The 18,780-nt window shown below is 68.0% G+C and carries 19 protein-coding genes; 6 read left to right on the forward strand and 13 right to left on the reverse strand.

Annotation, left to right across the window (positions count from 1 at the left end):
• Positions 1-4: 4 nt before the first annotated feature.
• The 4 genes from QH276_RS07085 to QH276_RS07100 all read right to left on the reverse strand — a co-directional run bounded on the left by QH276_RS07085 (position 5) and on the right by QH276_RS07100 (position 3,825).
• Positions 5-880: a phytanoyl-CoA dioxygenase family protein gene (locus tag QH276_RS07085; protein WP_280402439.1), complete on the reverse strand. Its 876-nt coding sequence runs from the start codon at positions 878-880 to the stop codon at positions 5-7.
• A 430-nt stretch (positions 881-1,310) separates the two neighbouring features.
• A complete protein-coding gene (locus QH276_RS07090; RefSeq protein ID WP_280402440.1) occupies positions 1,311-1,880 on the reverse strand; it encodes a hypothetical protein in 570 nt (189 codons plus the stop codon).
• 153 nt (positions 1,881-2,033) lie between these two features.
• The gene (locus QH276_RS07095) at positions 2,034-2,831 is read right to left on the reverse strand and encodes an alpha/beta fold hydrolase (protein ID WP_280402441.1); all 798 of its coding nucleotides are present in this window, start codon (positions 2,829-2,831) and stop codon (positions 2,034-2,036) included.
• 52 nt (positions 2,832-2,883) lie between these two features.
• Positions 2,884-3,825: a LysR family transcriptional regulator gene (locus QH276_RS07100; protein WP_280402442.1), complete on the reverse strand. Its 942-nt coding sequence runs from the start codon at positions 3,823-3,825 to the stop codon at positions 2,884-2,886.
• A gap of 77 nt (positions 3,826-3,902) precedes the next feature.
• On the opposite strand from QH276_RS07100, the gene QH276_RS07105 reads away from it, so the two are divergent.
• The 3 genes from QH276_RS07105 to QH276_RS07115 are packed head-to-tail and all read left to right on the forward strand — an operon-like array spanning position 3,903 to position 6,990.
• Positions 3,903-5,216, forward strand: a complete 1,314-nt coding sequence (locus QH276_RS07105; RefSeq protein WP_280402443.1) for a lactonase family protein — start codon at positions 3,903-3,905, stop codon at positions 5,214-5,216.
• A gap of 49 nt (positions 5,217-5,265) precedes the next feature.
• The gene (locus QH276_RS07110) at positions 5,266-5,751 is read left to right on the forward strand and encodes a hypothetical protein (RefSeq protein ID WP_280402444.1); all 486 of its coding nucleotides are present in this window, start codon (positions 5,266-5,268) and stop codon (positions 5,749-5,751) included.
• Positions 5,752-5,760: 9 nt separating this feature from the next.
• Positions 5,761-6,990 (forward strand): MFS transporter, encoded by a 1,230-nt coding sequence (locus QH276_RS07115; protein WP_280402445.1) that lies wholly within the window; start codon positions 5,761-5,763, stop codon positions 6,988-6,990.
• Between the two features lie 34 nt (positions 6,991-7,024).
• On the opposite strand, the gene QH276_RS07120 is transcribed toward QH276_RS07115, so the two are convergent.
• The 3 genes from QH276_RS07120 to QH276_RS07130 are packed head-to-tail and all read right to left on the reverse strand — an operon-like array spanning position 7,025 to position 9,347.
• Positions 7,025-8,269, reverse strand: coding sequence for an acyltransferase family protein (locus QH276_RS07120; RefSeq protein ID WP_280402446.1), 1,245 nt, complete (start codon positions 8,267-8,269; stop codon positions 7,025-7,027).
• Entirely contained in the window at positions 8,266-9,195 is a 930-nt protein-coding gene (locus QH276_RS07125) for an SGNH/GDSL hydrolase family protein (RefSeq protein ID WP_280402447.1), read from the reverse strand. The genes QH276_RS07120 and QH276_RS07125 overlap by 4 nt, the downstream gene beginning before the upstream one ends.
• Positions 9,196-9,212: 17 nt before the next feature.
• Entirely contained in the window at positions 9,213-9,347 is a 135-nt protein-coding gene (locus tag QH276_RS07130) for a hypothetical protein (protein ID WP_280402448.1), read from the reverse strand.
• 442 nt (positions 9,348-9,789) lie between these two features.
• Here QH276_RS07130 and QH276_RS07135 point away from each other — a divergent pair, with 442 nt between their 5' ends.
• Both QH276_RS07135 and QH276_RS07140 read left to right on the forward strand, forming a co-directional pair.
• Positions 9,790-10,668 (forward strand): ABC transporter ATP-binding protein, encoded by an 879-nt coding sequence (locus QH276_RS07135; RefSeq protein ID WP_280402449.1) that lies wholly within the window; start codon positions 9,790-9,792, stop codon positions 10,666-10,668.
• Complete coding sequence (locus tag QH276_RS07140; RefSeq protein WP_280402450.1) at positions 10,665-11,873, forward strand: ABC transporter permease; 1,209 nt, start codon at positions 10,665-10,667, stop codon at positions 11,871-11,873. The genes QH276_RS07135 and QH276_RS07140 overlap by 4 nt, the downstream gene beginning before the upstream one ends.
• 85 nt (positions 11,874-11,958) lie before the next feature.
• On the opposite strand, the gene QH276_RS07145 is transcribed toward QH276_RS07140, so the two are convergent.
• The 6 genes from QH276_RS07145 to QH276_RS07170 all read right to left on the reverse strand — a co-directional run bounded on the left by QH276_RS07145 (position 11,959) and on the right by QH276_RS07170 (position 17,766).
• Complete coding sequence (locus tag QH276_RS07145; RefSeq protein ID WP_280402451.1) at positions 11,959-12,555, reverse strand: hypothetical protein; 597 nt, start codon at positions 12,553-12,555, stop codon at positions 11,959-11,961.
• Positions 12,552-13,619: a PEP/pyruvate-binding domain-containing protein gene (locus QH276_RS07150; RefSeq protein ID WP_280402452.1), complete on the reverse strand. Its 1,068-nt coding sequence runs from the start codon at positions 13,617-13,619 to the stop codon at positions 12,552-12,554. Before QH276_RS07150 ends, QH276_RS07145 begins: the two co-directional genes overlap by 4 nt.
• Complete coding sequence (locus QH276_RS07155; RefSeq protein WP_280402453.1) at positions 13,616-13,990, reverse strand: hypothetical protein; 375 nt, start codon at positions 13,988-13,990, stop codon at positions 13,616-13,618. Before QH276_RS07155 ends, QH276_RS07150 begins: the two co-directional genes overlap by 4 nt.
• 234 nt (positions 13,991-14,224) lie before the next feature.
• Positions 14,225-15,226: a ketol-acid reductoisomerase gene (ilvC, locus tag QH276_RS07160; RefSeq protein ID WP_280402457.1), complete on the reverse strand. Its 1,002-nt coding sequence runs from the start codon at positions 15,224-15,226 to the stop codon at positions 14,225-14,227.
• A gap of 111 nt (positions 15,227-15,337) precedes the next feature.
• Positions 15,338-15,841 carry an acetolactate synthase small subunit gene (ilvN, locus tag QH276_RS07165; protein ID WP_033241275.1) on the reverse strand — a complete coding sequence of 168 codons (504 nt, stop codon included), beginning with the start codon at positions 15,839-15,841 and terminating at the stop codon, positions 15,338-15,340.
• On the reverse strand, positions 15,838-17,766 hold the full coding sequence (locus QH276_RS07170) for an acetolactate synthase large subunit (RefSeq protein WP_280402454.1): 1,929 nt from the start codon (positions 17,764-17,766) through the stop codon (positions 15,838-15,840). The genes ilvN and QH276_RS07170 overlap by 4 nt, the downstream gene beginning before the upstream one ends.
• A gap of 283 nt (positions 17,767-18,049) precedes the next feature.
• On the opposite strand from QH276_RS07170, the gene QH276_RS07175 reads away from it, so the two are divergent.
• The coding region (locus tag QH276_RS07175) for a PH domain-containing protein (RefSeq protein WP_280406670.1) at positions 18,050-18,780 on the forward strand (731 nt) is incomplete at its 3' end.

The following is an 18,780-nucleotide window of genomic DNA, read 5'->3' on the forward strand; positions in this document are numbered from 1 at the left end:
CCGGTTACGCCGGTGGGTCGAGCAGCCGTTTGGGGTGCATCCCGTCGACCGCACCCATGAACGGCGGGTGGATGCTGTACCCCAGCATCCGCCGGATGTTCTCCGATACCGCCCGCGCGGTATCCCGGCTGGTGGCCAGAGTGTAGGCCTCTTGCGGCCGCAACCAGGGTTCGCAGTACTGCACGGTCACCCCCAGGCGGGCGCCGGTACTGCGATTCGCACCGCCGCCGTGCCAGAGCGTTCCGAGGTAGAACGCACAGGATCCGGCCGGCATCCGCACCACCGTCCGGACGTCGGCGGCGGCGGGACCGCGCTCGGCACCCCAGCGATGACTGCCCGGCAACACCACCGTGCCGCCGTTGATCTCGGTGAACTCATCGATCGCCCACATCGTGGCGGCGCTCAACGGTGGCCGGGGGCGCGGGATCGGATAGAAACCGTCGTCGTGGTGCAGTAACTGCGCGTTCTCACCGGGAAGGATATCGATGGCCTGCAATTGCGAAAGAAGATAATTCGGCAGGAACAACCGATCGAGCAGCGCCAGCACCCGGGGATGTTCGACGAGCGCGTCGCAAGCGCGAGTTTTTTCGAGCAGGTTGTAGGCCCGCCGGGTCCGCTGCCCCTCGAAGGTATTACGGCCGGAACGGTCGAGGAACGGGGTGAGCGCGCCCCGGAGCTGTTCGCATTCGTCGAGGGTGAGCAGGTTCTCCCAGACGACATAGCCGTCGCGTTCGAGAGCTGCCAGATCGGCGGCGACCATTGCCGGATCGACCGCGTCCGAGCCGGCCGTGGTCGCCGGATGACGGCGCGCCAGATCGCCGCGCAGATCGTCCAGAGAGGTGATGACATCGACCGGTGGCGGAGATTGTGCAGGATCCACGAGTGCTCCTCCAACGATTCGGTACTATCGACCGGCCACACCCAATTATGTTGTCGCTCTTGTATTTCTGCAACACTTCGCGACCCGTCCACCGCCGTCTCGTACCACCGGAACCTATGCCGGACAGCGCATCTCGCCGCGTGTCGTGTTTTCGCAGCGCACATACCCAACGGCGTCGGCTCCACCACCTGCGTTGTTTCCGGGTCTCGAACCTCGAAACGGACTGAACCTTGCGTTGCCTGGCGAGCGGCCCCATATTCATGAGCTCCATCAACCTGGTCAGAACGCCGGGGCGTCCGGTGTGAAACGACGGTGCTCAGCCGGCCGGTGGTAGCGGCACGATCTGCAGTCCGTCGACGAAGGTGTCGAAATCGGCCGGAGACCATCATCCCCGACGTCGAACGCCCCTGAACCGGAGAACGTCGCCCGGTCATGCGGTCCGGTCTCCCGGTGCATCGACAGGGGTTGTCTGCGCGGCCGGCACCCTGCGCGGCGTCTCGTCCGCGGCGACTATCCGCCGGCGGCCGCCCGGCGCCTGCCGCATGGCCCCACGGAGCCCGTCCAGCGCGGTCAGGAACGGATTGTGGACTGCTTGCCACTCCGGTGAGCCCGCACCGGCGCGCTCGACTACGACAGGCCGGGCGATCAGCATCTCGCGGATATCGCGCAGCCGCCGGTAGACCTCCCATGCGCTGTCGCTGACCGGCTCCGGTGCGATGAGCTCGAGTTCGTAGATGGTGGCGACGAGATCGTGCGAACGGAAGGCGGCGGTGGCCTCGGCCCGGCCCAGCGGGGTCGGGCCTTCGATCGCGAGGGCCTGCAGGGCGGTATCGGTCTGGGTCAGCGCGGTCAACGTTTTCACGTACACCTGCCGCCGGGTCTCCTCGAGACGGCCCACTCGCTCCCGCCGCGCGCGCAAGGTCTCGACCATCATTGTGGAGCCCGCCCCGAGAAGCGCCCCACCCAACGTTCCGGCCACCGCCAGCCACTCCAGTGCCACACCGTTTACTGTAGTCAGGGCAACGGCTTTCGTGTCCAACGCGACGGTCACGCCCAAGCCCGGGGCCGCGCCGGCCTTCTGCCGGGGACCCCGGACAACCGGGAATTTCCGCCTTTGTGCCCGGAATTCGGGCCACTGGCCTACGCGGTAGCTCTAGCGTCCGACCGTGTCGCGGATGGCGGCGGCGACGGCGGGCGAATCCTTACGCAGGATCTTGGAATGGTTGCTGGCCACCTTCGCGCTGATCGTGACATTCGGGTTGTGCGCGAGGATCGGGTCGAGCACGGCCCGGCCCGATTCCATCTCGCCCTTCTCACTGCCGAGGCTGTCTCCGGTGGCCAGGACGAAACGCACGGGACGGGTCGCTCGTTCGAGCACCGGTGCGCTGGCGGCGGCGATCTCGTTGAGTTCGATATTGCACTCGGCATGCTCGGCGGCACTCATCCGCGCGGCCATTCCGAACGGGCGGGCCAGCGGCAACAGGAACCGCATCTTGTGGAACAGCTTGCGGATTCGCTCGGCGCCTTCTTCCCCGGTCAGGCCGATGGGAAAGGCGTCCACCGTCACCACGCCGAGGACGCGGTCCGGGAAGCGGTCGGCCCAGTGCCAGCTCAGCACCCCGCCGTAGGACCAGCCCACCAGGACGACCGGCCCGTTCACGCCTCTGGCCGCGAGCACGGCATCGATATCGCGCAGGCACGCCTCGAAGGAGTAGTCGGCGGATTGCTTCGATTTGCCGCGGGCTCGTTCGTCGAAGGTGATGTGACGGTAGCCGGGACCCAGGTCGGCGATCACGCGCTTCCAGTGCGACCGGTCGGCGTAGGCGCCGTTGAGGTAGACAATCGTCTGGCCTGCGCCACCGGTGTCGGTGACTGCCAGTGCGGTGTCGTCGACCGGCACCATGCCGGTCCAGGTGGTGATGTTCGATTCGGTGCTCGTTGCGTTGCTCATGGGAATACAGTCGCCGCAGCGGCTGATATCGGCCTGACACCGACCTGATACGTCACCTGACAGTTTCGGCGGCTTGGGCTCGGCCGCCGCGCCGCCGGTCCGGCCGCCCTTCGTACGGTCGCAGGTATTCGTGCAGGATCTCGAGAAACCTCCGGCCGGTCGGCGGCGGGTCGGCGGGTAACCAGGCGGCTGCCATCGGGACGGCCGGGGCGCCGGGCACCTCGCGGAACACCACGCCGGGCCGCGTCGCGCGGGCTACCCCGCGGGTGACGAAGCCGATACCGGCGCCCGCCGCCACCAATCCGGCCAAGGTCGTCACCGGTGTGGCCTCCTGGACAACGCGCGGTTCGGCACCGGCGGCGTGGAAGCATGCGATGAGCTTGTCGAACAGCACCGGTCCCACCGCGCGGGGTGCGGTGAGCAGCGGTTCGCCGGCCAGCTCGGAGAAGGTGATCCTCGGCTGCCCGGCGAGCCGGTGACCGGCCGGTACCGCGAGCACGAGTTGTTCCGGCGGCAGCGGCGCGGTGCGCAGGTGCGGACGTTCCAGCGGCGGGTGCAGGACGCCGAGATCGATATCGTCGCGAACCAGCGCTTCTTCCACGGCGGGAGAGTTCATTTCGGCCAGATCGACCGCTACCTCGGGGTATTCGCTGCGGAATGCCTGCACTGCCTGCGGTAGCGCGGTGTAGGAGGCCACGACGGTGAAGCCGAGGCGAAGACCGCCGTGTAATCCGCGTTCGGCGCGCTGGGCCACATCGACGGCGCGTTTCCCGTGGGCGAGGGTTGCCCGCGCCGGGGCGAGGAACGCTGCGCCGGCGGCGGTGAGGCGGACGCCGCGGCGGTTGCGGTCGAGGAGGGTGGCGCCGACCTCGCGTTCGAGGGTCCGGATGCGCTGGCTCAACGCGGGCTGACTCAGATGCAGTTCGGCGGCCGCCCGGGCGAAGTGCAGGGTTTGTGCTACGTGCAGAAAGCATTCGACCGATCGCAGATCCACGCTGTGATCGTATTCCGTTATCACAGGCGCCGATATACCGATTGATCGGCGATCACCCGTGGCCCGAAACTGGACCCATGACCGGAACAAGAATGATCTCGGCCTGCCTGGCGGTCGCGTTTCTCACCGCTTGCGGGGCGCAGGACCGGGACAGCGAGCCGGCGATCGAACGTATCGTCACGATTTCCGACGGCGACTATCTGGCGAGCACCTACGCCGACGGAATCCTCGCACCGGCCGCGGCGGGCCACCGCGACCTGCTCAGCACGATTCGCGTGCACGGCGACGAGGTGGAAACCGAGCAGCTGGAAGTCTCCAATTCGGTGACCGCGGCACCCGAAGTGCTCGCCCTCTCCCCCGACGGCGGCACCGCCTTCGTCACCGAACGGCTGCGGCCGCGCCGGCCCGGGGATACCCGGGCCCAGCAACTCGCCCCGGGAGATCGTCTCTTCGCCGTGACGATCCCGGCGTCCGGCGCCCCCACCACCACCGATACCGTCACCATCGCGCCCTCGCCGGAGGCTCTGGCGATACATCCGCGGGGCACACATATCGCGGTGGTCTCCAACACCCCGGAAGCCGCACTGCTGCAAGTGATTCCGTGGACGGCCGCGGGGTTCGGGGAACCGGTGCGTTACGACCTGGCGGCTCTGGGCATCACCGGCACCGCGGCCGGGCCACGCGGCGGAGTCCTCGCCACCAATGTGCAGTGGCATCCGAGCGGCCGGGCGCTGGCGGTGAACATCACCACGCAGAACAGGGTGGCGTTCTTCGCCGTCGACACGGCGGCCGCGGCCGTGCGCCCGTGGGGTGCGCCGGTCGAGACGGGGGCCGACCCCTTCGTCGGGCGGTTCACACCGGACGGCAGGTACTACGTGACCTCGGACTGGGGCCGCAACCTGAACAGCACCGACCTCGCCGAACGGATACCGCTCACCCGATCGAAGGTCGGGGTGATCCGGCTCGGTGAACTCGATACCGCCGCGCGACACCAGGTCACCGCGGCGGTCGAATCGGACAAATCCGCGGAGGGATTGGCGATCAGCCCCGACGGCCGGTACATCGCCACCGTGAACATGCGCGGTACCGCGCTGCCCGCCGACAGCGCGGGCTACGACGACACCGCGTCGGTGAGCCTGCTGCGCTTGGACGCCGGCACCGGTTCGCTGACGAAGATCGGCGACTATCCGCTCGACGGTGTTCTCCCCGAAGGCGGAACCTTCGATCCCACCGGGGCGTACTTCCTGGCCACCGTTTTCCAGGGTCGCGGCGGCGGCGCACCGGGGCCGGGTGTGCAGATCTTCCGGGTCGGCCCGGCCGAATCGCCCGGACTCACCCCGGTACAACGCATTCCCCTGCCACACGGTGTGCACCACGTCGCCGTCGGATAGCGGCCACCGAACCGGGACCCATTCCGCCGCGCGCCCTTACGCTCGACTGGTGCCAGGATCCAGGGAAGTTCCGGGCCCGCCGCGGGAGGTCGAGTTGACCACCCCTTGGGCGGCGCGCACGGAGAGGTTGTTCGCCGCGCTGCTGATCGTCACCGGTCCGGCGATGGTCGGTATCGCGGCCGGGAGCGGGGAAGCCCGGTGGGCGGTTCCGCTCACCGCGCTCGCCGCGCTGTTGCTGCTGTTCATCGGCCTCGCGGCGTGGTTCAGCCCGGCGCAGCGTCTCGACGACACCGCGGCCCTGCACGCCTCGGGCATCGCGGCGCGCGCCGAACTGATCGCCGCCGCGGAAGTCGGTGACGAGGATACGGTCTACCTGCTCACCTTGCGTCTTCGCGCGCCGGGCACCGAGCCGGTCGAGGTCACCCACCGGTGCCGGAAGGAGATCTGCCGGCGGCTGGGTGAACACGGACCACCCGGCGAACTCGCCGCCCTCCTCGATCCGGAAGCCCGCACCTGGGCGATCACGCACCGCTGAGGAGACGAGATGTTCGCACCGTACCGCTGGTATACGGCCGCTTCGGGTCTGTTCCTGCTGAACGGGCTCGGTTACGCGGCACTGGCATCGAGACTGCCCGAACTGCAGTCGGCCTACGGATTGAGCGACGCACAGCTGGGATTCGCCCGGACGGGATTCGTCGTCGGACTCACGGCAACCATGTTCGTCGCCCCCGGACTGGTCCGGCGGGCGGCGGCCCGGCGCGCCGCCCCGATCGCCGCCGGAATCTATCTGCTCGGGATCGGGGTGGCCGGTGCGGGCACCGGATTGTGGTCGATGGTGGGCTTGATCGCGGGCGCGGCGAATGCCCTGCTCGATATCGGGCAGAACGTGATCGCGGTGCAGCTGGAGAAGGTTCGTATGGATGCCGCGCCGCATACCCGCCCCAACGGCCTGTTGTCGCCGATGGAGGGTTTTCAGGCGATCGGCGGTGTCCTCGGGGCCGCGTTCGGGACCGCGACCGCCGGGCGGGTCGAATTGGCACCTGCTTTCGCGGTGGTGGCGTCCGTGGGAGCGATCGCGACGGTGATCGTCTTCGTCCTGCTGCGGACGTTCGATCCCGGAGCCGGCCCGGCGGGTATCACTGCAGCCACGAAGACCGCTTCGTCCGGCAGCCCGCTGAGCCGGCTGCGCGCGGCCTATCCACCGCGATTGCGCAGGCTGACCGTGCTGAGCTTCTCGGCTCTGCTGCTCGAAGGAACGCTCATGAACTGGATCGCCGTCGTGGTGGTGGGCTCCGGTGGCTCCCTGACCGCGGCGAGTCTTTCCCTGACGGTTTTCGCGGGCGCGATCTGCGTGGGCCGGCTCGGCTACGGTCCGGTGAGCCGATGGGCGGATCGTGTGGTGGCGGTCCGGATATCCGGGGTTCTGGTGCTGACCGGAATCGCCACCCTGGTCCTCTTCCCCGGTGCCACTTCCACCGCGCTCACCCTGCTCGCCGCCGCCACGGCGGGGCTCGGCTTGGCGAACCTGCACCCGTTCTGTACGGCCACCGTGGGCCACGCCGCGCCCGCCGGAACCGAGGAAATCGCCTTGGGCCGGCTCAACCGGATCGCGTACGCGGGTATCGCCTTGGAAGGGGTACTGGTGGCGGCACTGACCAGTTCGGTCGGCCTCGACGCGGCCATCGGGATCCTGGGGCTCCTGGCCCTGTTGTTCGTTTTCGGGGCGCGCCAATTCGCCACCGAGCCGGACCGGGTCGCCGCACCGCACGGGTGACCATGCCCGCCCCCGGCTCCCGTCCGGCGCCGGCTCACCCGGCCGGCTTCTCCCGGGCCGCGGTGCGGCGACCGGCGAATCGGCGCATCAGCGGGGCATCGACCCAGTGGTAGATGGCCGCGGCCGCCACGGTGGACACCACCAGGCTCAGCCCGGCGAACCCCAGCCAGCCCCACGGCCCGTACTGCTTTCCGCCGATGAGGAAGCGGGTGATCAGCACCATGACCGGGAATTGGATGAGGTAAAAGGCGAAGGAGATATTGCCCAGCCAGACCATTCGCGGAGCGGCGGTGAAGCCGCGGATACCCGCCAGGTCGCGGGCGGCCAGGGTGGCCACCACGGCCGTCATCGGCGCGAGCAGCAGCACCGACATTTTGTAGTTCGGTGGCACCGCCCACGTCGCGGCGTAGGCGATCGCCAGCGCGATCATCGGCGGCGCCAGCCGGAGATTGCGCCAGCGGCCCTCCAGTACCAGGCGGGCCGCGAGTACGCCGAGGAAGAATTCGGGCAGCCGGGAGAGCGGGAAGTTGTAGCTGAGCCAATAAGAAAGGGCCACCGGGATATCCGACTGCTCGAACCAGATCGGCGCGGCATGGATTTCGAAGTACGGCGAAACGTCGCCTGGCAGCAGCCGCGGCGCGAAGGTATTGGCGATCCCCTTCGGCCCGGGCAGCCACAGGTAGTACGCGGTGTGCAGCAATAGAATCGCCACCAGCAATCCCGTCAGCACCCACCACACCCGATCGCCCCGGATCCGGCGCACCAGTGGCAGCAGCAGCGGAAAGCTCAGGTAGAACAGTATTTCCGCGGCCAGCGACCAGGACGGCACATTGAGCCCGCCGACCGTGGTCCACTTCGGCACCCAGGTGTGGATCAGCGCCAGGTTCGGCGCCCAGACCACCGGGCGCGTCAGCGGGACACTCGCCACCAGAATGAACGCGACGGCGGCGACCAGGTGGGTCGGATAGATCTTCAGCACCCGGCGCCAATAGAACCGCGGTACCGAACTCCCCGGCCGGAACGACCAGTAGATGATGAACCCGGACAGGACGAAGAAGAAGGTCACTCCCGCGGCACCCAGCTGCATCGGCATCAGCTGATGAATCTGTCGGAACAACTCCGACTTCTGGAACGGATACACCGGCAGGAACACCAGGGCGTGCAACAGGAATACCGCGAACGCCGCCCACCAGCGGGCGCCCGTCAGCGACGGCAACGCGGGCCGGACCGCCGCCGTATCGAGGAACTCCGGCGCGGGCCGGGCCGGCGCCAGGCTCACCGCCGGATCCGCTCGTACACCACTTCGGCGGCCACCGCGTCACCGTGTGCGGAGGGATGGAACGGAATCCCGGCGATATCGGCCGCGGGATCGAAGACACCGTTGAGCCACGGATCGCCCGAGCACAGCCCGTGGCCCGCGGTCGCCGCACGGAGACCGACGAACTCGAGGCCGAGCAGCTGCGCGGCATCCCGTTGCGCGGCGTCGAGGCGGTCCAGGTATTCGGTCACCGCCCGGCCTCTCGGCTGCACGACCGGCCCGGCGCCGAGTACGTTCACGCAGACGTGCTCCTGCCCCGCGGGGAACAACTCCGGATATCCGACCAGCAGGATCCGCGCGTTCGGCGCGTAATAGCGCATATAGGTGACCACCTCGCGGATGCTGTCGGCGTAGACCTCACCCGTGAGATTCCGGTAGTCGACGAACCGGCCCTGGTCCACCGCCTCCGGCCCGCAGCCGTCGGCGAAATTGAATACGCAGCGCCGCAGCGACGAAATCATCGTCACCTTGCCGGTCGGGGACCAGACATCGTTCATCCCGCTCTGAATGGCGATGACCTCGGTCTGCGGCCCGAACGCCTGCTGCTCGACCGCCGCGGCCACCTCGTGTACCAGCCACCAACCGTCCCCCGTGGCGATCGTGGACCCACTACAGGACACATCCACGAAATCCGGGCTGCCCGCCAGACCCATCCGCTCGCTCAGCCGGGTCGGCCAGGACGTAGGGGCATGTAGGCACTCTTTGGTTGCCGAGAAGAACTTCGGATAGTTGGCGGTGAACGAATCGCCCAGTACTACAACCGATTTGCCTTCGGGCTGGTTTCCGGCCGGGGCCGCCGCGGCCGGAGCGGTCAGGGCGGTCACGGTGAGCACGGCCGCGACAACGGCTCCGACGACCCCACCCCACTGTTGAGAAATTGTGCGCATTACGACTTTCCCGTCGTTCAGTAGCCGGCCCGCGGATCGAATTCGGGGAGAGTGAGTGTCGGCTCCGGCTGAGCGGGTGCGGTCTGCACGGGCGCCGGCGGCGGCTGCGGCGCGGGTTCGTCCGCCGGTGGCGCCGCGGGCGGCGGTTCCATGACAGGCGGCTCCGCCGGTGGCGGGGGTTCGACGGCAGCGGGGGGCGGTGGGGGACTCTGCGGTGCCGGGGTGGTCGATACAACGCTCGACGGCGCCACCGTACTCGCCGGAACCGAACTGGAGGTCGTCCCATGATTGGTGTGCGTTTCGGTGTCTTCACCACATCCACTGGCCGCGAAAAGCACTGCGGCACAAGCGAAAACAGTTGCGATAGAACGTTTCATGAGATTCCCAATCCTGCCGTTCGGCGTCCTGACCTCTACCCATTCGGGGTCGCGGAGTCGTCAGCAATGAATTCGCGGGATCCGCAGGCCCTGTTACGACCCCAATTCCATGGGCGGCGCGGCCGGCTCGGCAACGCACTGCCGCGCCGGGAAACCGGGCTGTCCCGACGGCGGAGAACCAGTAGAGTCGGCCCGGTCCACCGACTGGGAGGGTTCGATGCTCGAGGTTACGCATCTGGTGCGCCGGTTCGGCGACAAGACGGCGGTCGATGATGTGTCGTTCAGTGTGCAGCCGGGCGCACTCACCGGATTCGTCGGCGGCAACGGCGCGGGCAAGACCACGACCATGCGGATGATCATGGGGGTGCTGGCCATCCACGGCGGCGAGGTGCGCTGGGACGGGCGGCCGGTGACGGTCGCCGATCGGCGTTCGTTCGGATACATGCCGGAGGAGCGGGGGTTGTATCCGAAACAGCCGGTCCGCGATCAGCTGGTGTATCTGGCGCGGTTGCGGGGCCTTTCGGCGGCCGAGGGCCGGCGGCGGACCGCGGAACTACTCGAGCGATTCGGGCTCGGGGATCGCGGCAAGGACAAACTGGAGTCGTTGTCGCTGGGTAATCAGCAGCGGGTGCAGATCGCGGCGGCGGTGGTCACGCAGCCGACGGTGCTCGTGCTGGATGAACCGTTTTCCGGGCTGGACCCGGTCGCGGTCGATTCGATGGCGGACCTGCTGGCCGAATACGCCGGACAGGGGGTGCCGGTGCTGTTTTCCTCACATCAGCTGGATTTGGTCGAACGACTGTGTGATCGGCTGGTGATCCTCGCGAACGGAAAGGTCGTCGCGCAGGGCTCGGCGGCGCAGCTGCGGGAGGCCGGCGCGTTACGGTACCGGCTGCGAACAGCGTCGGATACCGGCTGGCTGGACGAGTTCGCGGGGGTCGGCGTGGTGGAACGAGACGGCGCCGGAGTGCTGCTCGAACTGACCGGTGCGACCACCGGCCAGGTACTCACCGAGGCGCTGGCGCGCGGCTCGGTGCAGGAATTCGCCGAGGTGCGGCCGTCGGTCGCCGAGATCTTCCGGGAGGTGACGGCATGAGCGCGCCGGGACGGGACGAGACCGCGGCCGGCAGCGCGCCGCGCGGAGTGTGGCGAATCGTCACCGAGCGTGAGGTGATGGTCAAGCTGCGCGACCGCAACTTCCTGATCTCGACGGCGATCACGATCGTCGCGATCGTCGCGTCGCTGGCCGTCAGCGGGTTCCTGGGCGGGCGCACCGAGACGATCGATATCGCGGTCACCGGCGCGGATGCGGGCGCGGTGGTGCAGGCGGCCGGCGCGCTCGCCGAACTCGCCGACAGCAACGTCACTTTCGTGACCCACCCGGTCGCCGATCTGCCCGCCGTCGAACAACAGGTGCGCGACGGGGAGGCCGACGCGGGTCTCGTGGCCGCTCCCGGCGGGTGGCGGCTCCTCGGCAAGGAATCGGTGAACGACGACGTCAACACCTACGTGAGCACCGCCGCCCGGCAACTCGCCGTACAACGCAATGCCGAGGCCGCAGGGGTCTCACTCGACGAGCTCGGCCGCGGCGGCCAGGTGACCTATGACGTGCTGGACGAATCCGCGATCGACCCCGGTTTCGCGAAGATCATGACGGTGGTGTTCGCGTTCCTGTTCTACGTTGCCTCCCTGCTGTTCGGGATGTCCATCGCGCAGAGCGTGGTCGAGGAGAAGCAGAACCGGATCGTCGAGATCCTGGCCAGCGCGATCCCGCTGCGGCAGCTGCTGATCGGCAAGGTCGTCGGCAACACCCTGATGGCGTTCGGGCAGCTGGTCCTGTTCGCCGCCGCGGGTCTGGCCGGGCTGGCGGTGATGGGCAGCACGGAGCTGGTCACCCAGATCGCCGGTGCGGCCGGCTGGTTCATCGTCTTCTTCATCGTCGGGTTCCTGGCCCTGGCCAGCCTGTGGGCCGTCGCCGGCTCGCTGGCGACCCGCAACGAAGACCTGCAGTCCACGTCCACTCCGCTGAGCATGCTGATCATGATCGTGCTGTTCCTCGGCATCTTCGCCTCCGGAACGGCACAGACCGTCACGTCGTATGTCCCGATCGTCTCCATCGTGAGCATGCCTGCCCGCCTCGCCGAAGGCACGGCCGCCTGGTGGGAGCCGGTGCTGTCCCTCGCCGTCATGGCCGCCGCCGCCTACGGAATCGTGGTCGTCGCGGAACGGATCTACCGCCGCTCGCTGATGCAGACCCAAGGACGCCTGACCTACCGCCAGGCCCTCAGCGTCGAGGACTGACCACCAGCCCCGGCCGAAAACCGCGACGCGCACGTAGCGGTCGGTCCAGCTGAGCCGGCGAGCAGGCCGGTCGCGTCCATCGACGTCATCGGGAACGGCCGAGAGTGGCCAAGAGGTCTTCGTGCAGTTCGAACCAGACCCGGTGGGCGGACTCGCGGTCGGTCGCGGTCAGCCAAGCGGGATCCGTTCGGGCGCGGTCCACTGCCGTATCGAAACGCTCATGGTAGCCGCTGTACCGCGGCAAACGGTTTGCCAGACGCTTTTCGAGCACCGCCCACCCTGCGCTGCCGCGGGAGAGATCCGAGAGGACATCGGCAAGGCTCGTGGGTGGTTCGGTGATGCCCATCTCGGTCAGCTGCCAGCGCGTGCACGCGTCGACCACCAAGCGGTTGAGTGGCTCGAACTCGGCCATCACGGACTCGGCTAGGGGCCGGGCGTCCGCGCTCTCCAACTCCTCGGCCAGGAGCTTCTCTCCCAGCGTCTTACCCGCTTCGGTCAGCGACCATCCGCCGTCGTCCTCGAATCGGCTCCAAGTCACCAGCCCGGCCGCGTGGGCCTCGCGCAGGAATTCCTCGGCCACGGCGGACAGGACGCCCGCGCGCTCGCTCACGTGCGTGGTTCCGGCGTAGCCGAGGATACGCAGTGCGTAGAGGACCTGTCGCCGGACGTCGGATGAGTTCATCGGGCCTTCTGTGTGGTGATGGTTCCGGTGCTGCCGTCGACGTCGACGAGCATGTTGTCGGGCAGGTCCATGGCCGAAGTAACGTCGGTGACGGCGGGGATGCGCAATTCCCGGGCGACGATCGCGGCATGAGCGAGCACCCCGCCACGGGTGGTGACGACGGCCGCGGCCCGGGCGAGCAACGGCGTCCAAGCCGGTGACGTGGCCCGGCACACCAACACTTCACCCGGTGCGAACCGAGCGAAGTCGTCCAGGCCGCTGACGATGCGTACAACGCCCCGTGCCCGGCCCGGGCTCGCCGGCGTTCCCGAAGCGACGGTCATCGCGTTCATATCCGGGAGACAGGCCGGACTGTCGCTCCGCGGGGCCGAGGTGATCGGCCGGGCCTGCAACACCCAGACCTGCCTGCCCGTGAGCGCCCACTCCAGGTCCCGGCCGCCACCGAGGAGTTCCTCGGCGCGCATCGCGACCCGGCCCACCGTGACCGCCTGCTCGGCGCAGAGAACCTCGGGTGTCGCGGCTGGCCTGGGGCCACCACCAGGGACGATCCGCCATCTTTCCGGACTCGCCTGACCCGATACGAGCCGGTCACCCAAACCACGAACGGCCTCGAGGACGACGGCCCGTCGCCCGCTGATGGGATCGCGGGTGAAGGCGACACCGGCCGCATCGGGTACCAGCATCCGCTGCACGATGACGGCGATGCCCCGAGGAACCGGCCGGCCGACGGCACCAGCGTAGGTACGCGCCTCGTCGACCGCGGCAGCGGTTCGTCGCACCTGGAACTCGACGTCATCGGACGACACGTTCAGGGTCGTGCGGAACTGTCCCGCGAACGACGCCTCGCTGCCGTCCTCGGCCGGCGCCGACGACCGCACTGCGAAGCGCGACCCGCCCAACGTCTCCAGGACCCTTGTCAGTTCACGCTCCCAGCCGACGCCTGCACCGACGGGCAGGGCGAATCCGTCCGGGACCGCGAACCCGGCTCGTAACAGCCGCCCCAGCGTGGCCGCCTTCGCCCCGCACGATATGTCCGCCTCGCGGAGCGGAACGAACGCGGTCACGGCCGCGATTCCAGCCGGGCGAGAACCCGGGCCATCCGCTGCTGCGCGGCTTGCCCGGATCCCAGCCCGAGCGCCGCCCCGATCTGCTGGAACGTGACGCCGGCGGCCCTCGCCGCGAACAGTAGGGCCGCCTCGGCCTGGTCCAGTTCCGACCGGGCCGCTCCGATCAGCGCCAGGCCGGCGGTCACGACCTCCGGGTCGACATTCCGGTCCGACGCCTTCCATGCCGCCAGCCGCACCAGATCGCAGTCGCTCGGCGGTTGTCCGGCATGTTGCCAAGGCCGGTCGGACAAGGCGTCGCCACCGGCAGCGCCCAGAACGGCGCGGTAGGCCGTGAGAGCGGCCGCATGGGAACGGTCATCGGGAGGCATGGATCCATCACACGTGATCAACACAGTGTTGTCAACACAATGTTGATGTCTTCGTGTCCCGAGCAAGCCTGAGACACCGCCGGTGCGGACCGCTGCCGTGCTCGACAGCGGCATACATGACTACCCGCATCGAACACATGCCTACCTACGCCACCGCGGCTCGATCGTCCGCAGCAACAAGGGGCCCTACCGCAACCGCGGAAGGGCCCCTTTCGGCGCTGTGCCGAAAACCGCTCAGGCGGTTTCGGTGATCGGGCGGTCGACCCAGCTCATCAGGTCGCGCAGCTTCTTGCCGGTGACCTCGATCGGGTGCTCGGCGTTCTGCTTGCGCAGGCCCTCGAGTTCCTTGTTGCCGCCCTCGACATTGGCGACCAGGCGCTTGACGAAGGTGCCGTCCTGGATGTCCTTGAGGATGTCCTGCATCCGCTTCTTGGTGTCGGCGTCGATAACCCGCGGGCCCGAGAGGTAGCCACCGAATTCGGCGGTATCGGAGACCGAGTAGTTCATCCGGGCGATACCGCCCTCGTACATGAGGTCGACGATGAGCTTCAGCTCGTGCAGCACCTCGAAGTAGGCCATCTCGGGGGCGTAGCCGGCCTCGACCATGACCTCGAAACCGGTCTTGACCAGTTCCTCGGTGCCACCGCAGAGCACGGCCTGCTCACCGAAGAGATCGGTTTCGGTCTCTTCCTTGAAGGTGGTCTTGATGACGCCGGCACGGGTGCCGCCGATGCCCTTCGCATACGACAGCGCCAGGGCCTGGCCCTCGCCCTTCGGGTCCTGCTCGATGGCGATCAGCGCGGGCACACCCTTGCCGTCGACGAACTGGCGGCGCACCAGATGGCCGGGGCCCTTGGGGGCGACCATACCGACGGTGATTTCGGCGGCCGGCTTGATCAGGCCGAAGTGGATGTTGAGGCCGTGGCCGAAGAACAGCGCGTCGCCGTCCTTCAGGTTGGGCTCGATGTCGTTGGTGAAGATCGACGCCTGGGCGGTGTCGGGGGCCAGCAGCATGATCACGTCGGCCCACTCCGAAACCTCGGCCGGGGTGCCGACGGTCAGGCCGGCCTCTTCGGCCTTGGCCCGCGACTTCGAGCCCTCCTTGAGGCCGATGCGCACCTCGACACCGGAATCGCGCAAGCTCAGCGAATGCGCGTGCCCCTGGCTGCCGTAACCGATCACCGCGACCTTACGGCCCTGGATGATCGACAGATCGGCATCGTCGTCGTAGAACATCTCGACTGCCACTTGGTGGTATCCCTTCTGACTTATTCGAACCCGCGAAACGCGGGAAACGGTAAACGAGGCGTGAAAGACGGCCGGGCGCGGGGTGTGCCCGGCCGTGGTTCAGCGGGTGGCGGTGATGGATTTGGGTCCGCGGCCCACGGCCACCACCCCGGATTGCACGATCTCGCGGATGCCGTACGGCTCGAGCATCCGCAGCAGGGCGTCGAGCTTGGAACGGGTACCGGTCGCTTCGACGGTGAGGGCGTCGGGCGACACATCGATCACCTTGGCGCGGAACAGGTTCACCGATTCGATGACCTGGGTGCGCACGCTGGCATCGGCGCGGACCTTCACCAGGATCAGTTCGCGGGCCACCGAGGTCTCCGGATCCTGCTCCACGATCTTGATGACGTTCACCAGCTTGTTGAGCTGTTTGGTGACCTGTTCCAGCGGCAGATCGTCCACGGTGACCACGATGGTCATCCGGGAGATGTCCTTGACCTCGGTCGCGCCGACCGCGAGGGATTCGATATTGAATCCGCGGCGGGAGAACAGGCTGGCCACGCGGGCCAGCACGCCCGGCTTGTCCTCGACCAGGACGCTGAGGGTGTGGGTCGTACTCATGCCGGGCTGTTCCCCTCGGTCTCGTGCTGCTCACGGGTCATGGCTTCGTGGATGACAGCGGGTTCGGCGGCCTGCTCGTCCTCGTCGAACAGCGGGCGGATACCACGGGCGGCCATGATTTCGTCGTTACTGGTGCCGGCGGCGACCATCGGCCACACCTGGGCGTCCTTGCCGACGATGAAATCGATCACCACGGGCCGGTCGTTGATCGACTGGGCCTCGCGGATCGCGGCCTCGACATCCTCTTCCTTCTCCACCCGGATGCCGTGGCAGCCCAGCGCCTCGGCGAGTTTCACGAAATCGGGGATGCGCAGGCCGTGGGTTTTCAGGTCGGTATTGGAGTAGCGCTGGTCGTAGAACAGCGTCTGCCACTGCCGGACCATGCCCAGGTTGCCGTTGTTGATCAGCGCGACCTTGATCGGCACACCCTCCACCGCGCAGGTTGCCAACTCCTGGTTGGTCATCTGGAAGCAGCCGTCACCGTCGACCGCCCACACCTCGCGGTCGGGCATACCCATCTTGGCGCCCATGGCGGCGGGCACGGCGTACCCCATGGTCCCGGCGCCGCCGGAGTTCAGCCAGGTGCGCGGTTTCTCGTACTTCACGAACTGAGCCGCCCACATCTGGTGCTGGCCGACGCCCGCGCAGTAGATGGCATCCGGACCGGCGAGACGGCCCAGGGTTTCGATGACGTACTCGGGCGAGAGCGCGCCGTCCGAGGGAGCGGTCCAGCCCAGGGGGTAGGCCTCGCGGACACCGTCGAGGTAGGTCCACCAGGCGGTGAGATCCAGTTCGATACCGGCCGGATCTGCGCGCAGGGTTTCGATCAGTTCGGTGAGGACCTCGCGGCAGTCGCCCACGATCGGGACATCGGCGTGCCGGTTCTTCCCGATCTCGGCGGGGTCGATATCGGCGTGGATCACCTTGGCGTCGGGGGCGAAGGAATCCAGCTGACCGGTGACGCGGTCGTCGAAACGGGCGCCGAGAGTGATCAGCAGATCGGATTTCTGCAGCGCGGCCACGGCGGCCACGGTGCCGTGCATACCGGGCATACCGAGATTCAGCTTGTGGCTGTCGGGGAACGCGCCCCGCGCCATCAGGGTGGTGACCACGGGGATGCCGGTCAGTTCGGCCAGCTCCAGCAGTTCGGCCGACGCCTCGGCCTTGATCACCCCACCGCCGACGTAGAGCACGGGCGCGGTGGCCTCGGCGATCAGCCGGGCCGCCTCACGCACCTGCTTACCGTGCGGTTTGGTCACCGGGCGGTAGCCGGGCAGCCGCATCTCCGGCGGCCAGCTGAAGGTGGTCTGCTCCTGCAGCACATCCTTCGGGATATCCACCAGCACCACGCCGGGACGGCCGCTGGAGGCCAGGTAGAACGCCTCCGCCAGGATGCGCGGGATATCGACGCCTTCCTTGATCAGGAAGTTGTGCTTGGTGATCGGCATGGTGATGCCGGAGATATCGGCTTCCTGGAAGGCATCGGTGCCGATCAGGCTGCGGCCGACCTGACCGGTGATCGCGACCATCGGCACGGAATCCATCTGGGCGTCCGCGATCGGTGTGACCAGGTTGGTCGCACCCGGACCGGATGTGGCCATACACACACCGACCTTGCCGGTGGCCTGGGCGTACCCGGTGGCCGCATGACCCGCGCCCTGCTCATGACGCACGAGCACATGGCGGACCTTGGTCGAATCGAAGAGTGGATCGTAGACAGGAAGGACCGCACCGCCCGGAATACCGAATACGGTGTCGACGCCGAGCTCCTCGAGGGAGCGGACGACGGACTGCGCGCCGGTGACCCGCTCGGGCGGGACCTGGCGGCGGTTCGCCGGGGTGGTCGGAGCACCGGCCGGGGCCGGCGGGTTCGAGGGCGCGGGCTTGCGGGCCGCGGGCCCGGGCCGGGTTGTTGGTGCGCTCACCGTCTTGGTTCCTTACTGCTTGTCGTTCACTTGTCCCGACATAAAAAATCCCCCGACAGCCGGTGGCTGTTCGAGGGTGGCGCGTCGCAGTGCGAGCTGACGTATGCGGATCGTCTGGCTCAGCGCTGGACGCGCCGGCCGATTACGAGCAACTCGATTCGATTCACGCGCATGACGGTATGTGTGCGCGTGGTGCGGAGTCAAACAGCTGACCGCTGACTTCCCATTATGTGAGAAGGTAGCGGGTGCTCACGCCCGTCCACCATGATGCGAGGATGGTGGTGTGTCATCACCGCATCAGTCCGTGCCACCACCGGAATCGTCCCATATCCCCGCCGCCGCGGAGGTAACGGGTGGGGATACGGCGCCGCCGGGCCCGAAGCGTGTGATCCGCACGACACGGCTGGCTTTCCTGGGCGTGGTGATCCTGGCGCTGTGCGTGTTCTTCCCGATCGTGGGCTGGCCGGCCGGGTTGTTCTGGCTGGCGCTCTTCCCGATCGCGGTGGTGGTGTGGATTCTGCGCACCCAGACCACGGTCTCCCCCGCCGGACTGGATCTGCGCTCGATGTTCTCCTCCCGGCATATCGACTGGGATCAGGTGCGCGGCCTGAGCATCCCCAAACGCGGCTATGTCCGCGCCCACCTCGACGACGACACCGAGGTGCCGCTGCCCGCGGTGAGCTACGACCGGCTGCGGGATCTGGTGGACGCCGCCGGGGGGCGGATTCCCGATCCGTTCGCCCAGCCCGACCCGGACACGGCCGTCGACTCCGGCCCGGCGGACGCCGGTGAGGAAGCAACCGACACCGACACCGACACCGACACCGACACCGACACCGACACCGACCCCGACCCCGGCACCGACCCCGACGCCGACGGCGACGATCAGATCGTCGACGCCGGGCAGTTGCCGGGCGGCCACCCGGACCTGGTCGGGGATATGCCTGTTCTCCGGCTGGTCGGTGAGTTGGTCGGCGAACACCATGAATACGAAACCGAATCCGAATATTCCGG

The organism is Nocardia carnea (genome assembly GCF_029869215.1).
GTDB lineage: Bacteria > Actinomycetota > Actinomycetes > Mycobacteriales > Mycobacteriaceae > Nocardia > Nocardia carnea_B.

Coding starts and splice junctions, on each gene's coding strand:
- QH276_RS07095 (WP_280402441.1), bottom strand. CDS start 2,831: ATGAGCAACGCAACGAGCACCGAATCGAACATCACCACCTGGACCGGC.
- QH276_RS07105 (WP_280402443.1), top strand. CDS start 3,903: ATGACCGGAACAAGAATGATCTCGGCCTGCCTGGCGGTCGCGTTTCTC.
- QH276_RS07115 (WP_280402445.1), top strand. CDS start 5,761: ATGTTCGCACCGTACCGCTGGTATACGGCCGCTTCGGGTCTGTTCCTG.
- QH276_RS07125 (WP_280402447.1), bottom strand. CDS start 9,195: ATGCGCACAATTTCTCAACAGTGGGGTGGGGTCGTCGGAGCCGTTGTC.
- QH276_RS07130 (WP_280402448.1), bottom strand. CDS start 9,347: ATGGAACCGCCGCCCGCGGCGCCACCGGCGGACGAACCCGCGCCGCAG.
- QH276_RS07135 (WP_280402449.1), top strand. CDS start 9,790: ATGCTCGAGGTTACGCATCTGGTGCGCCGGTTCGGCGACAAGACGGCG.
- QH276_RS07140 (WP_280402450.1), top strand. CDS start 10,665: ATGAGCGCGCCGGGACGGGACGAGACCGCGGCCGGCAGCGCGCCGCGC.
- QH276_RS07145 (WP_280402451.1), bottom strand. CDS start 12,555: ATGAACTCATCCGACGTCCGGCGACAGGTCCTCTACGCACTGCGTATC.
- QH276_RS07155 (WP_280402453.1), bottom strand. CDS start 13,990: ATGCCTCCCGATGACCGTTCCCATGCGGCCGCTCTCACGGCCTACCGC.
- ilvC (WP_280402457.1), bottom strand. CDS start 15,226: ATGTTCTACGACGACGATGCCGATCTGTCGATCATCCAGGGCCGTAAG.
- ilvN (WP_033241275.1), bottom strand. CDS start 15,841: ATGAGTACGACCCACACCCTCAGCGTCCTGGTCGAGGACAAGCCGGGC.